We start from the raw sequence: 14870 nt of genomic DNA on the forward strand, positions 1-14870 counted from the left end.
ATGACTACATTTAACACTGTGTCTGCTGACGATGTCGCAACACCGAGTAAGACGAAGGAAATACTGAAGAGACACGATCTTGTGCTGAAGAAAAGCCTAGGTCAGAACTTTCTGATCGATCAAAATATATTGAACAAAATCGTATCCGCTGCCGATCTCGGGCCGGATAAGGCTGCGCTTGAAATCGGACCAGGCATCGGGGCGCTTACACAGCAGCTCGCCAAACTCGCCGGCCGCGTCCTGGCCGTGGAGATCGATCAGCGTCTGCTGCCCATTCTGGGTGAGACGCTGGAGCCCTACCCGCATGCGACTGTCGTGCATGGGGATGTATTAAAGCTGGACCTGCCGGAGTTGTTCCGGCAGCACTTCGAGGGCGTGGCAGGCGTCAGTGTCGTCGCCAACCTGCCTTACTACATCACGACACCGATCATCATGAAGCTTCTCGAGGAGAAGCTGCCGCTGGAGAATATCGTCGTGATGATTCAAAAAGAGGTGGCCGACCGCATGGCGGCCCGCCCGGGCACCAAAGATTACGGCAGCCTCAGCATTGCCGTCCAGTTTCACTGCGAGCCGGAGCTCGTCACCATTGTGCCTCGCACCGTCTTTGTGCCGCAGCCGAACGTCGATTCCGCCGTTATCCGGCTGCGTGTGCGTAAAGCGCCACCGGTCGACGTGGCGGACGAGGACTTCTTCTTCGAAGTCGTCCAGGCGTCCTTCGTTCAGCGGCGCAAAACGATTTACAATAACCTGGCTGCGCGTTTCTTTACGAAAGAGAACAAGCCTGAGCTGGAGGCGCTTCTGATTGCCAGCGGCATTGAGCCGCAGCGTCGTGGCGAAACGCTTAGCATGGAAGAATATGCGCGCTTGTCGGCAGCTCTTCTCGCGCACGGTTGCAAATAACCCGCACCAAATGCCTTGTCCCGCCATAGGATATGCCTAGGAGGGGATTGGTGCGATGAGGCAAGGAGACTTTGTAACCCGTAAATCCTATGACGATGACGTCATTTTCAAGATTGAACGTATCGATCAGCTAAAGGCGGTGCTTCGCGGCGTTGATTACCGGCTGCTGGCAGACGCGCCCTTGACTGATTTGACAGCTGCTTCCGGTTCGGATGAGCCGCTGGATCATTCGAGATCGGGCGCTTCCCAATTTCGAGAAATATTGCGTCGTTTGGCGCTATCGCAGGCACATATGCAGGAGAAGAATGAGCTCTCCCTGACCCATAAACAAAAGGCCGGACCCAGCTACTTCGAAGTGCCAGGTAAAGTGCTTCATTTAGATGGAGATCCGGCTTATTTGCGTAAAAGCATGCAGCTTTATGGAGAATTACGAGTGCCGGCGGAAGGATACTACATCTTGGAGTCTCAGATGCCAGATGCGCTGTATCGGCTCTTGCCTCAGGTAAAGCCGGATATTGTTGTGATTACGGGCCATGATGGCCTTCTAAAGCAGCGCAAAAGAGGGGAACTGCATAACCTGAACAACTATAAGAACTCGCAGCATTTTGTGAACGCAGTGCAGGTGGTGAGGCAGTACGAGCGAAACCGAGACTCGATGATTATTGTAGCGGGCGCGTGTCAATCGCATTTCGAGGCGTTGCTACGTGCAGGAGCTAATTATGCCAGTTCGCCTGGACGGGTGTTGATTCATGCGCTGGATCCACTCTGCATTGCCGCTAAGATGAGCTATACCTCGGTGAAAGATACAATTTCCATGCTCGACATTGTGGATCTGACTGTGACGGGCCTTGAGGGGATGGGTGGCGTTGAGACTCGGGGGAGCTATCGAATGGGGATACCCGGCATCCAGAGCTTGGAGGGGAATGCGTCGGTGTAGCTGATCATAATACAAGGAGAAAATAGCGGTCGTGTCGGCCGTTGTTTTCTCCTTTTTTTCGTTTGTTTGGAAGGATTATGTCGTGTGTGAATATTTTGCGAACTTTGGAGACAACCTATATACGGAGTGGATGAAAAAATAGGTGAATATGCCGTTGACAATACGATTGACCTGCTGATATAATATTTGACCCTAATTTGACATGGATGTCCAAATCGGTTATAATCAATAAGGAAAGAGGTGGTAGTTGACAATGGCAAAAAATGCGCTATTGGAAATCAAACGCAGTTTGGAGCCCCATGTTGGGCAGAAGATCATGTTAAGAGCAAATGGTGGCCGTCGAAAGACCATCGAGCGCTCTGGTGTTTTAGAAGAAACCTACCCTTCTGTATTTATTGTGAAATTGGATCAAGAGGCAGCTTTTAAACGAGTTTCCTATAGTTATGCGGACATTCTTACTGAATCCGTCGAAGTTACCGTTTGTAACGATGATGGGCAGGTTCGGATTACTTATATTCAACATTAGCTGAATGCGTTCTTATATGAGCAGACCCCGAGGGTCTGTTTTTGCTTTGTATGGGGTTGGTGTTGGTGCGACATACTAAGCCTACTGAAAAGGAGGTTTTGCTATGGGTCGGAGAAGAAGTGTCATGTCCGAAAGCTTTAAATATGAGTTAGCTAAAGATTTAGGTTTCTACGATGTCGTGCAGCGTGAAGGCTGGGAGGGGATACGCACGAAGGATGCGGGCAATATGGTAAAGCGGGCGATTCAAATTGCAGAAGAACATCTGGCGAAGCAGTATACGTCCTCAACGCCCTCGGCTCCTGCAGCTTCAATTAGCTACCCTCAAACTAACTATCCTCAGGCAGCCAGCTATCCGGAGTCAAGTTATAATCAAACTAGTCATTATGCGGTTCCTACGCCCACAGCATATGCGCCTCGCCCTCAAGGACACAGTCAGGGTGATTATGGCACGAATCAGCCTTTACAACAAAGCTATACGCCGAACTATGTCCCGAATTACGCTTCAAAGGCATATAACATGAATGCCTCCTTTCCCTATCAAAATCAACCGCCTGCTGCTTACGTGAGCCAGACTACGGGAGGGCCTCAGCAATTCGGGGCTGAAGGGCAGCGCCCTTATTAAAGCTAAAGCAAATGCTTTAGCTTTTCTTTTGCGCTTTTGTTATAATACGTTAACAGCAAACGAGCAAAAGAAGGTGATCGGATGAAAATTTTTGAAAAAGCACCGGCTAAAATCAACTTATCCCTTGACGTTTTACATAAAAGAGAAGATGGGTACCACGAAGTCGAGATGGTCATGACGATGGTGGATCTGGCGGATCGGATTGAAATGCAGGAACTGCCCCGGGACACCATCATCATTTCCAGCCAGGCCGGGTACATTCCCCTTGATGAGAAGAATTTGGCGTTCCAGGCAGCCAGATTGATCAAGGATCGGTACGATGTTAAGAAGGGTGTGTACATCCATCTGGACAAAAAAATTCCTGTTGCCGCAGGCTTGGCGGGAGGCAGCAGCGACGCGGCAGCGACCTTGCGCGGGCTTAACCGGCTCTGGCAATTGAACATCCCGATGCAAGAACTGCAAACCCTAGGGGCGGAGCTTGGCTCGGACGTGCCTTTCTGCGTGACTGGCGGTACAGCGGTAGCGAGAGGGCGTGGGGAAAAGCTAGAACCGATTGCATCTCCGCCGCAATGCTGGGTTGTGCTGGCTAAGCCTCCCATCAATGTATCGACATCGGAGATTTACGGTAAGCTGAATGCGCGCGAAATCAAGCGCCATCCATCGACATCTGATGTGCTGAGGGCGATTCGAGAGAAGCAGTTCGATCGGCTGTGCAAGGGGCTAGGGAATGTGCTTGAGGAAGTGACACTGGATCTGTACCCCGAAGTGAGGCATTTAAAAGAATGCATGCAGAAGCTCGGCGCAGACGGTGTGCTTATGTCGGGCAGCGGCCCTACCGTATTCGGGCTCGTATCCAAGGAAGCCAAGGTGCCTCGCATTTACAATGGGTTGCGGGGCTTTTGCAAGGATGTTTATGCGGTTCGGATGTTAACGTAAATAAAGGTTGAAGGAGCCCTTTGGAGGGGCTTTTTTTTTAGGATGCTAAAGCAAGGTGTTTCTAATCCGTGAGCGTTATATTTGTGTTAAGTCTATGTCAATATAATTTTCATGGGAAGCTTGAATAAATACGTATAAAAATGGTATATTTTCTTTATAATATTCGGATTTTTGGGGGGTAGGGCGATGAAAAAGTTGAAAAGGAGCGCTAGGCTGGTAGAAATGACGCAATATTTGTTATTTCGCCCCCATTCGTTAATACCTTTAACGACTTTTGCCGAGCGTTACAACTCAGCCAAATCCTCGATCAGTGAAGATTTGGCCATTATTAAGGAAGTATTTGAAGAAGAAGGTTTAGGAGAATTGCATACGTTGGCGGGAGCAGCCGGAGGCGTAAAGTTCACGCCAAAGATGCCGAAAGAAACGTCGCTTAAATTTATCCAGAATTTGTGTTTGCAACTGCAACAGCCTGAACGGATTCTACCCGGCGGCTATTTGTATATGTCTGATATTATGGGGCAGCCCCAATTTTTGAATGAAATCGGTAAAACGTTTGCCTCTGCGTTCGCAGGGCGTGACATTGACGTCATTATGACGGTGGAAACGAAAGGCATTCCGCTCGCTTATGCGACGGCTACTTATATGAATCTTCCGGTTGTGATTGTTCGACGCGACAGCAGGGTTACTGAAGGTTCTGCGGTTAGCATCAACTATGTCTCAGGCTCTAACAAGCGAATTCAGACCATGTCACTTGCCAGACGCGCATTGAAGGAAGAGTCCAAGGTTCTGATCATTGACGATTTCATGCATGTGGGCGGTACGATTCACGGCATGATGGATTTACTGGCCGAGTTCAAAGCTTCTGTGCAGGGCGTTGGGGTGTTTATGGAGTCCTGTGAGGCCGAGGAACATTTGGTCGATGATTATGTATCGCTCGCCCGTCTGTACGGTGTTGATTCCAAAACCAAGCAAATTACCGTGGAACCGGGCAACTATTTTGACGGTAAAAAAGGAGAAGTGTAAACGATGGAATTCATTTCAACAAATGCAGCTCCGGCTGCGATTGGTCCTTATTCACAAGCGGTTAAACTGGGGAATTTGCTCTTCACTTCCGGGCAAATCCCGCTGAACCTCGAGGGGCAAATTGTCCAAGGCGGCATCAAGGAACAAGCGCATCAAGTTTTCTCCAATTTGAAAGGCGTGCTTGAGGAAGCGGGTACGAGTTTTGGTCATGTGGTCAAAGCGACTGTGTTTTTGAAGGATATGAATCAGTTCGCGGAGCTGAATGAGATTTATGCTTCCTACTTTGGCGACCATAAACCGGCTCGCTCGACTGTAGAAGTAGCGCGATTACCCCGCGATGTTTTTGTCGAAATTGAGTTAATTGCTGAGATTCCTGTCGAAATTTAACAAAAACATTAAGATCATATAAATTTATAGAAAATTTCAAAAAAAGAAGAAGGAATTTGCCCTAAAATGTGGAATTATACACCCAAGTCTCAGTGATGGAAAAAGGTGGTGAACACAAGTGCAAATTACAGATGTAAGACTCCGCCGGGTTAACTCCGAGGGGAGAATGAAAGCGATCGCTTCCATTACCATCGATAACGAGTTCGTGGTACACGACATACGTGTCATCGACGGCAACAATGGTATGTTCGTGGCTATGCCTAGCAAGCGGACACCAGATGGTGAGTTCCGTGACATCGCTCATCCTATTTCTTCAACAACTCGCGAAAAGATTCAAGCTGCAGTATTGGCTGAATACGACCGCGCAGCTGCAGAAGAAGAAGTTATAGAGGAAGGCGCTTAAATTGCTTACCTAAGAGAGCCCGCGGGCTCTCTTTTCTTTTTGCGGGAATTGAGCTATATTGGGTGAAGAAATGATCATAAATCCCCTTATAAAAGTAGTGGAATAAAGGAGTTGAGTATCAATTGAAGCTCATGGCTATTGTGTTGGCAGCAGGTCAAGGTAAACGGATGAAATCGAAGCTTTACAAAGTGCTCCATCCAGTTGTCGGCAAACCGATGGTGGGTCACGTTGTGGACACGCTCAAACATATAGAAACAACCAGAACACTTGTTATCGTAGGATATGGTGCTGAAGCTGTTCAGGCCTATTTGGGCGATGGCGTTGAATATGCGCTTCAGACACAGCAGTTGGGAACGGGACATGCGGTACTGCAGGCGAAGGAAGCCTTAGGTGCAGAGGAAGGCATGACCATCGTGATCTGCGGCGATACGCCACTTATTTCGGACGAAACATTGAAGAGTATGATAGCACTTCATCAAGAGTCTGGCGCCTCAGCGACGATTCTTACGGCGAAGCTGGATAATCCGTTCGGTTATGGCCGTATTATTCGTGGGGAAGATGGGCGCGTATCCCGCATCGTGGAGCAGAAGGATTGTACGCCGGAAGAAGCAGCTGTGCAGGAGATGAATACGGGTACCTACATTTTCGATAACCGAAAGCTATTCGACGCTCTTTCATCGGTCACGAACAATAACGTTCAGAACGAGTACTATTTGACTGATGTTATCGGGATCCTGGCGGGTCAGGGAGAGGTTGTGCAGGGCTACTGCATGGCGGATGTTTCGGAGTCGATCGGCGTGAATGACCGCGTTGGACTTGCAGAAGCGGAGGTTTTATTCAAAGCGAGAATCAATCGTCAGCATATGCTGAACGGTGTGACAATCATCGACCCGGCAAATACGTACATTGAATCAGGCGTTACGATTGGAGCGGATACAGTGCTTCTGCCTGGAACCATTCTCAGAGGCCGCACTGCAATCGGTGAAAATTGTAAGATCGGGCCGCAAACGGAAATTATCAACTCCACGATTATGAACGAAGTGACGATCAAGCAATCGGTTGTTCAGGAAGCGTATGTGGACAGTGATGCGAGCGTAGGGCCTTACGCTTATTTAAGACCAGGCGCGAAGATCGGCAAGCATGTGAAAATTGGCGACTTCGTTGAAATCAAAAATGCTACGCTGGGCGAGGGTACGAAAGTTTCCCACTTGAGTTATGTGGGCGACGCGGTTGTGGGCAGTAACGTGAATATCGGCTGCGGGGCGATCACGGTGAACTATGACGGATTTAACAAGAGTCTTACGGAAATCGGCGATGATGCTTTTGTAGGCAGTAATGTGAACTTGATTGCTCCCGTACGCGTCGGTAAGGGATCCTACGTGGTTGCGGGCTCGACAATCACCCATTCGGTGGATGACGGGGATCTGGCAATCGCCAGAGAAAGACAGTCTAACAAGCCGGGTTATGCGGACAAAATCAAAGCACGTATGAAGGCGAAGAAGACAAACAAAGAATAACCGCTGTGGGTACGGTTCAGGTTGGTTAATTTGGATGGAATCTCTCAGGTTTGGGTACGCTATGAACTAGCGTGTAACAACTCGGTATCGATTTCGATGCTAGTTTGGCTAACCCAAAACTGAGGAGGTTCTTTTTTTCATGGCTGCAACGTTAAAAGCGGAAGTTCGCAAGGACACGACCAAATCGGATATTAAGCAAATGCGGTCCAAGGGCAAGATACCTGGCGTTATCTATGGCAAGAAGGTGCAATCGACCGTTATTACAATTGATGAGAAGGAGCTCCGCGCTCTGCTTCGTGTTAATCCGCATGCGCTCATCGAACTGGAGCTGCCGGACGGCGGCAAGCGGCCCGTGATGATCAACGAGCTGCAGAGGGGCAGAGTGAACCGGGAGCTGCTGCATGTAGATTTCCATCAGGTGAATTTGGATGAGCCTGTAAAAACAGTCGTGACGCTGGAATTCACGGGCGAGGCGAAGGGCGTCAAAGAGGGCGGTATATTGCAAGTGCAGCTCCACGAGTTAGAAATTCGCTGCTTGCCCAATCAAATTCCAGGATCGCTTCCCGTCGATATTTCGCATCTGGAGCTAGGAGAGAATATATTGGTCAGCGAAATTTCGGTTCCAGCTGGCATCGAGATCAAGTCTGATCCCAACGACCTCATCGTCACGGTGCTTGTGCCTCAGAAAGAGAAGGATGTGGAAGAACCGGCCAACAATGAGGAGAGGATAGGAGAAGCAGAGACCTCGAATGAGGCTGCAAATGCGGAACAACCTGCATAGGAAAATAACGAAGATGAGGATGCCCTTGTTTCATACGGAGGGTATCCTCTGTTTGTTTTGTGTGGCTAGTATCCCGCCCGTGACACGAAAGTGTGCATACTGCGATTATAAAATGTGTTATTCACTTTGATGAATTGCGAGGTGAAACCTTCAATAAAACCTATATCCTTGAATAGATTTTGATAGTATACTTGGACGGGAATGTTAGCATCTATATGATCTTGGAAGTGATAATCGAGTGAAAGCTGTTGTCCGTTTAAATACATAAGCGATGACTCACCTGCAATTATGGATTTGTGGGTTGCTCCTCTGACATATAGGTAGACAATATATGGAAATGCACTGTTTCGCAATAGGTTTAGTGGAAATGATAAAAAAATGTTGGCTTTGTGCTGGTTCGTTGGGAGGATGGACGTAAGATGAAATGTTTTATTGGTTTAGGCAATCCAGGGAAGCAATACGAGCTGAACCGTCACAATATCGGATTTATGGCCTTAGATTGTTTTGCAGCGAAGTGGGGAATCACGTCTTTTCAAAATAAAGGGAGAGCCCTCTTGGGCGAAGGCGTCGTTAACGGAACCAAAGTGTATTTGCTCAAACCGATGACCTATATGAATCTCTCGGGTGAAGCGATGCGGGCTTTTGTGGATTTTTACAAAGTGAAGCTTGAGGATGTAACAATTGTGTATGACGATATGGATACCCCTTTTGGGCAGATTCGTCTGCGTTACCAAGGCAGTGCCGGCGGGCATAATGGCATCAAATCCATCATTCAGCATGCGGGGACCCAGACTTTCAATCGGATTCGGATGGGCGTCAACCGACCTGCGCCGGGCTACAACATTGCGGATTATGTGCTATCCAATTTTTCTAAAGAAGAGATGAAGTCACTTGATCAGGTGCTAGAACTGACGTGTGACGCAATGGAATTCAGTTTAACCGAATCGTTCGAGAAGACGATGGCGAAGTTTAATAAATAAAATTGCAGGCCTCCTCTATCCGAAAATGACAGCTCGTATTTGGCTAATTTCTCCGGCGAATGGTCATACTAGCAAGTAATAGGATATTTTAAGGAGGCATACATATATGATCAAGTATATTTGCAGGCACTGTCATACATTTGTCGGAGAAATCAATCAACAAACGATAACGGAACAGCAGCTAGGCTTCCATTTCTTGACCCCCGATGAGCGTAGAGATATAATATCGTATAACGCGAATGGAGATGTTACAGTCAGAGTGGTTTGCGACTACTGCCGAGAAGCGCTTGAAGCGAATCCGGAGCTGTCGCTGCTCGCAAGTCCGCTGCAGTAACGTTTATTTTATGAAGAGTCAATAGCCTAGGCAAGTGTGCCGAGGCTTCTTTTTGTGAGGGGAGTGTACTTGTTTGCAAGCTTTAATTGGAGCTTTTTCTGCGGATACTGACTTTCAAACGATCGTCTCTGGCATTCGATCCGAGATGAAAGAGCAGCTCGTTGCCGGACTGACCGGCTCCTCCAGGCAAGTGATGATCGCGACCCTTGCGCGCGAGCTCGAGCGTCCGCTATTCATCATTACCCACAACATGTTCTCCGCCCAGAAGATTTCAGAGGATTTGCTAGAATGTTTATCGGAAGATCAAGTGCTGCTCTATCCATCTCAAGAGCTTCTGGCAACAGAAGAAGCGGCGGCAAGCCCGGAGATGCTGGCGCAGCGTATTGACGTGCTTACCAAGCTGGCGGGTGGGTATCGCGGGGTCGTGATTGCGCCTTTCGCCGGTGTGCGAAGATTGCTTCCGGTGAAGCAGGTATTCGAGGAGTCACGAATCACGGTTAATGTGGGTGACACCATTCAACTGGATGAGCTGCTCGCAAGCCTATCCAATTTGGGATACGAACGCGTGGAGCGGGTAGAAACGAAAGGCGAGATGAGCGTAAGAGGCGGGATTCTGGATCTATACCCGTTAACGTCGCCGAATGCGATCCGAATAGAGCTGTTTGATGTAGATGTCGACTCGATTCGTACTTTCGATGTGAGTGACCAACGGTCGATTGATAAATTAGAATCGATTACGATTCCGCCGTGCCGTGAGATTCAAGGGGATCGAAAGCGGTTACAATCTGCGGGGCAGCACGCGTATGAGCTGTTGCAAGCGCAGCTTGAGAAGATGACGGACCGTGCGGCTAAGGATAAGCTGCTGGAAGGCATCGGACAGGATATTGAGCTGCTTCGCGAAGGGCAAATGTTTCCCGGGATTTATAAATATATTTCGCTCTTATACACGGAAAGACAGACCCTTATAGACTTCATGCCAAAGGATGCTGTGCTGATTATCGACGAACCGGCGCGATTGCTGGAAACTGCGAAGCAGCTAGAGCGCGATGAGGCGGAATGGATGATGCATGCGCTGCAAGAGGGGAAGAGCTTGCCGGCTTTTGTGCTGTCCAAATCCTATGAATCGCTGCTTCATCGCAGACCGTTTCCGACCTTATATTTATCGTTATTCTTACGCCAAGTGCCGGGCATCCAGCCGCAGAATATCGTCAACTTTGTTTGCCGCGTCATGCAAAATTTCCACGGGCAGATGAACCTTCTCAAAGCGGAGATGGAACGCTGGAAGAAAAATGGCAGTAAGGTCATCCTGTTGGCGAATGGCGAGGATCGATCTGAACGAGTGCGGCGCGTGCTGAGCGATTATCAGATCGAAATTCCTGAGATTGTGGATGGCAACCTGCAGACGGGCTTCGAAATGCCTTCCATTCATTTGGTCGTCATTACCGAAGGTGAGATTTTCACCCAGAAGCAGCGCAAAGCCCGCAAGGTCGAGAAGAAGCTTGAGAACGCGGAACGGATTAAGAGCTACCAAGAGCTTAAGGTAGGCGATTATGTCGTTCATGTGAACCATGGCATCGGGAAATATGTCGGCATCGGTACGCTCGAAGTGGGCGGTATTCACAAGGATTACCTCCACATTATGTATGCCGGGGGCGATAAGCTGTCGGTGCCGATTGACCAGATTGATCTGATCCAGAAATATGTCGGCGCCGAAGAGAAGGAGCCTAAGGTATACAAGCTAGGCGGCGCAGACTGGGCAAGAGTCAAGAGCAAGGCGCGTGCATCTGTTAAGGATATCGCCGATGAGCTTATCAAGCTTTATGCGGAGCGCCAAGCAACGACAGGGTATGGATTTAGCAAAGATAGTTCTTACCAGAATGAATTTGAGGCCATGTTCCCTTACGATGAGACGCGGGATCAGCTTCGGGCGATTGAAGAGATCAAGGTTGATATGGAGAAATCCCGCCCGATGGACCGCTTGCTTTGCGGCGACGTAGGCTATGGCAAAACCGAAGTTGCGGTGCGTGCAGCTTTCAAGGCGGCTATCGACGGCAAGCAGGTTGCGGTTCTAGTGCCTACGACGATCTTGGCGCAGCAGCATTATGAAACGTTCCGTGAACGCTTCTCGGGGTATCCGTTTAACGTGCAGGTACTAAGTCGCTTTCGCTCCAAAAAGGAGCAAAGTGAAGTGATGAAGGGCGTGAAAAAAGGGACGATCGACATCGTCATCGGCACCCATCGGCTGCTGTCGCAGGACGTGCAGTTCAAAGATTTGGGATTGTTGATCGTGGATGAGGAGCAGCGTTTTGGCGTATCCCATAAAGAGAAGCTTAAACGGCTGAAGACGAATGTGGATGTGCTGACACTCACTGCGACACCGATTCCGCGCACACTGCACATGTCGATGCTTGGTGTACGGGACTTGTCGGTGATCGAGACGCCGCCAGAGAATCGGTTTCCCGTACAAACCTATGTGGTGGAGTACGGCCCTTCGCTCGTTCGCGAATCGATTGAGCGGGAACTGGCGCGCGAAGGCCAGGTCTACTACTTGTACAATCGCGTTCAAGGCATCACCCAGATGGCCGATCAAATCGCGATGATGATCCCGGATGCCCGCGTTACTGTGGCGCACGGACAGATGGGCGAGCAAGAATTGGAGAAGACCATTCTCGATTTTCTTGATGGTGAGTACGACGTCCTGGTGAGCACAAGTATTATCGAGACGGGCGTCGATATACCGAACGTGAATACGTTAATTGTTCATGATGCGGATAAAATGGGGCTTTCTCAGCTTTATCAGCTTCGTGGTCGCGTGGGGCGTTCAAATCGGGTTGCCTACGCTTACTTTACTTATCAGCGCGATAAAGTGCTGACGGAAGTAGCAGAGAAACGTCTGCAAGCGATTAAAGAGTTTACAGAACTTGGCTCAGGCTTTAAAATTGCGATGAGGGATTTATCTATTCGCGGCGCAGGCAATTTGTTAGGCGCAGAGCAGCATGGCTTCATAGCTTCAGTCGGCTTTGATCTGTATTCGCAAATGCTCGCAGAAGAGATTGCTAAGCTGAAACAAGAAATTGACGGCGAAGCTGCCCAGCCCGAACCAGAATGGAATACGACCATCGATATTCAATTGGATGCTTATCTGCCTTCCGATTATATCTACGACAGCATGCAAAAAATCGAAATTTACAAGAAAGTGGCTGCCATTCGTACATTGGACGAAGCCGCGGATCTGCATGATGAGCTCGTTGATCGCTTCGGTGATCTCCCACAGGCCGTTTTCAACTTACTGGCAGTGGCTCGTTTGAAAGCATACGGTTCGGAATACCGCATTGAAACGATTAGCCAAAAAGGGGACGATTACCAGATTAAGGTGAACGCCGATCAGAACAGCATGCTGGATGGACAGAAGCTGTTCGCTTTATCCAAAGGCTTTGATGGCCGTATCAAGCTGGTCGCCGAGCCGCAGATCAACATCATCATCCGTTGTAAAGGTCTTCAGCCGGAAGCATCCATCGAACTGGTGGAGAAGCTGCTGGTGCAATACAAGGACGTTCTGAAATCGAAGGGAGAATTACAAGATGTCGCCAAAACCTACTAACCAATTACCGCTTTACTCGAAAAAATGGATTTTAACGATGGTGGCACTGCTTCTCGCTTTTTCCGTATTGAGCGCGTGCGGCAAGAAGAAGGAAGGAGAAGCCGCCAGTGCTTCGCCTTCCGCTACCGCAGCAGCAACCGGGAAACCGACGGATATCATCGCGACTTACAAAGAGGGCGGTAAAATTACCCGCGCTGAGTTCGATTCATTCGTGAGCGTGAACAAAATGTTTTCCCCACAGATGGCTCAGTTTATGACGGATCCTGCTTTTCAACAAGATATGCTAAAGCAATTCGTAACTTTCCGTGTGCTTTCCGCCAAAGCGGATGACAAAGCGAAGGCAGAAGCAGACAAACAGGTTACCGAGCAAATGAAGGCGATCACGGACTATTTCGGCAAGCAAGAAGGCGGAATGGACAAGCAGCTCAAAGACAACAATATCGAACTGAAAGATATCGAGTCTTTGATGAAAATGAGCTTTTACACAATGGGCAGTATGGAAGCGAAAATTACAGATCAACAAGTGCAAGATGCTTATAATGAGCAAGCGGCTGCGCATGCTTTTGATATTGCGACTGTGAGCCATATTTTGATTAGCTTGAAAGATGCCGCAACTCAGAAAGACCTGCGCACTAAGGATGAAGCTTTGGCCAGAGCCAAAGAAGTGAAAGGCAAGCTGGATAAAGGCGGAGATTTCGCGGCTTTAGCGAAGGAATACTCCGATGACCCAGGCTCCAAAGATAACGGCGGTACGTACAAAGATGCGGATATTAATCAATGGGTGCCTGAATTTAAACAAGCGGCTAGCACACTGCCACTAAACACAATCAGTGATCCTGTTGAATCCTCTTTCGGTTACCACGTCATGAAAGTGGAGTCCAGAAGCACGAAACCACTTGATGATACGCTCAAAACACAACTGAAGTCTCAGTTGGCGGAGAAAGCTCTTTCTGAATTTGCTGAGAAAGAATATCCAAACTTGATTGAAACGAACAATTTGCCGAAGCCAGAAGCAAAGCCGTCTCCTGCTGCTAGTGCCCCAGCAAGCCCAGCAGCAAGCCCGGCTGCATCGCCGGCAGCGAAGTAAGAACTTACCAGGATGCCCGAATAGGGGCATCCTGTTTTTATTTGCTATTATTGGGACATGATATGGTCAGCAGCATGCGAAGCTACATAGAAAGAAGAGCCCGAGGCAGAAGCGTCTGCATAGAAGAATGGGAAGTGAAGAATACTATGGATAGAATTCGAGTTCCCTCCAAATCCAGAGTACAACAAGATTTCATGCTCCAGTCGTATCTAATTCTTCAGCGGAAAGTGAGGCATCTAGAGGTATGAAAGCAACTGGAATTGTCCGTCGGATAGATGATTTAGGGAGAGTCGTGATTCCAAAAGAAATACGACGCACACTTCGTATTCGCGAAGGAGACCCGTTGGAAATTTTCGTAGACCGCGATGGCGAGGTTATCCTCAAAAAGTATTCACCGATTGGTGAACTTGGTGATTTTGCGAAGGAATATGCAGAATCGCTGTTTGAAAGCACGAACCATGTAGCCATGATCTCGGATCGCGATACGATCATCGCGGTGGCAGGGGGGGCAAAGAAGGATTATTTCGAGAAGTCGGTAGGATCGATCATCGAAGCATGTATGGAAAATCGCAAAGCCGTCATCGAAAGCGGCAGCGGTCAGTATGAGATCATTAAAGATGCGAACGAAACGTTCACCTCTTTTGTCGCATCGCCGATCGTCGCAGGGGGTGATCCCATCGGATCTGTCATTCTTATTAGCAAGGATGAGAATGTGAAGATGGGGCAGATGGAAGTAAAAATGGTGGAAACGGCTGCCGGCTTCTTGGCCAAACAGATGGAACAATGAAAACCCTCTAGCGAGGCAGTTTCAGATGTGGAGCAAAATAAGAGAACAA

Annotated in this window: 14 protein-coding genes and 1 pseudogene; all 15 read left to right on the forward strand. The window is 48.7% G+C overall.

Features of this window, described 5'->3' with window-relative positions:
* Positions 1–900: a 16S rRNA (adenine(1518)-N(6)/adenine(1519)-N(6))-dimethyltransferase RsmA gene (gene rsmA, locus ABRS97_RS25300; RefSeq protein WP_367818591.1), complete on the forward strand. Its 900-nt coding sequence runs from the start codon at positions 1–3 to the stop codon at positions 898–900.
* A gap of 55 nt (positions 901–955) precedes the next feature.
* Entirely contained in the window at positions 956–1837 is an 882-nt protein-coding gene (gene yabG / locus ABRS97_RS25305) for a sporulation peptidase YabG (protein ID WP_367818593.1), read from the forward strand.
* 253 nt (positions 1838–2090) lie between these two features.
* Positions 2091–2363, forward strand: a complete 273-nt coding sequence (veg, locus tag ABRS97_RS25310; RefSeq protein ID WP_367818595.1) for a biofilm formation stimulator Veg — start codon at positions 2091–2093, stop codon at positions 2361–2363.
* 103 nt (positions 2364–2466) lie between these two features.
* Positions 2467–2634: pseudogene (locus tag ABRS97_RS25315) on the forward strand (small, acid-soluble spore protein, alpha/beta type); the annotation flags it as partial.
* Positions 2635–3066: 432 nt separating this feature from the next.
* A complete protein-coding gene (ispE, locus tag ABRS97_RS25320) occupies positions 3067–3921 on the forward strand; it encodes a 4-(cytidine 5'-diphospho)-2-C-methyl-D-erythritol kinase (protein WP_367818597.1) in 855 nt (284 codons plus the stop codon).
* A 186-nt stretch (positions 3922–4107) separates the two neighbouring features.
* Positions 4108–4944 carry a pur operon repressor gene (gene purR / locus ABRS97_RS25325; RefSeq protein ID WP_367818599.1) on the forward strand — a complete coding sequence of 279 codons (837 nt, stop codon included), beginning with the start codon at positions 4108–4110 and terminating at the stop codon, positions 4942–4944.
* Between the two features lie 3 nt (positions 4945–4947).
* Complete coding sequence (locus ABRS97_RS25330; RefSeq protein WP_367818601.1) at positions 4948–5331, forward strand: RidA family protein; 384 nt, start codon at positions 4948–4950, stop codon at positions 5329–5331.
* A 118-nt stretch (positions 5332–5449) separates the two neighbouring features.
* Positions 5450–5734, forward strand: a complete 285-nt coding sequence (gene spoVG / locus ABRS97_RS25335) for a septation regulator SpoVG (RefSeq protein WP_036655543.1) — start codon at positions 5450–5452, stop codon at positions 5732–5734.
* A 122-nt stretch (positions 5735–5856) separates the two neighbouring features.
* Positions 5857–7251: a bifunctional UDP-N-acetylglucosamine diphosphorylase/glucosamine-1-phosphate N-acetyltransferase GlmU gene (gene glmU, locus ABRS97_RS25340; RefSeq protein WP_367818604.1), complete on the forward strand. Its 1395-nt coding sequence runs from the start codon at positions 5857–5859 to the stop codon at positions 7249–7251.
* Positions 7252–7390: 139 nt separating this feature from the next.
* A complete protein-coding gene (locus tag ABRS97_RS25345) occupies positions 7391–8032 on the forward strand; it encodes a 50S ribosomal protein L25 (RefSeq protein WP_367818606.1) in 642 nt (213 codons plus the stop codon).
* A 419-nt stretch (positions 8033–8451) separates the two neighbouring features.
* A complete protein-coding gene (gene pth / locus ABRS97_RS25350; protein ID WP_367818608.1) occupies positions 8452–9012 on the forward strand; it encodes an aminoacyl-tRNA hydrolase in 561 nt (186 codons plus the stop codon).
* Positions 9013–9118: 106 nt separating this feature from the next.
* Positions 9119–9346, forward strand: coding sequence for an anti-sigma-F factor Fin (gene fin, locus ABRS97_RS25355; RefSeq protein ID WP_367818609.1), 228 nt, complete (start codon positions 9119–9121; stop codon positions 9344–9346).
* A 73-nt stretch (positions 9347–9419) separates the two neighbouring features.
* A complete protein-coding gene (mfd, locus tag ABRS97_RS25360) occupies positions 9420–12947 on the forward strand; it encodes a transcription-repair coupling factor (RefSeq protein ID WP_367818611.1) in 3528 nt (1175 codons plus the stop codon).
* On the forward strand, positions 12928–14034 hold the full coding sequence (locus ABRS97_RS25365) for a peptidylprolyl isomerase (RefSeq protein WP_367818613.1): 1107 nt from the start codon (positions 12928–12930) through the stop codon (positions 14032–14034). The genes mfd and ABRS97_RS25365 overlap by 20 nt, the downstream gene beginning before the upstream one ends.
* Positions 14035–14278: 244 nt before the next feature.
* Positions 14279–14821 carry a stage V sporulation protein T gene (spoVT, locus tag ABRS97_RS25370; protein ID WP_367818615.1) on the forward strand — a complete coding sequence of 181 codons (543 nt, stop codon included), beginning with the start codon at positions 14279–14281 and terminating at the stop codon, positions 14819–14821.
* Positions 14822–14870 lie beyond the last annotated feature (49 nt).

It is taken from the genome of Paenibacillus tabacirhizosphaerae (genome assembly GCF_040812395.1).
Lineage (GTDB): Bacteria > Bacillota > Bacilli > Paenibacillales > NBRC-103111 > Paenibacillus_E.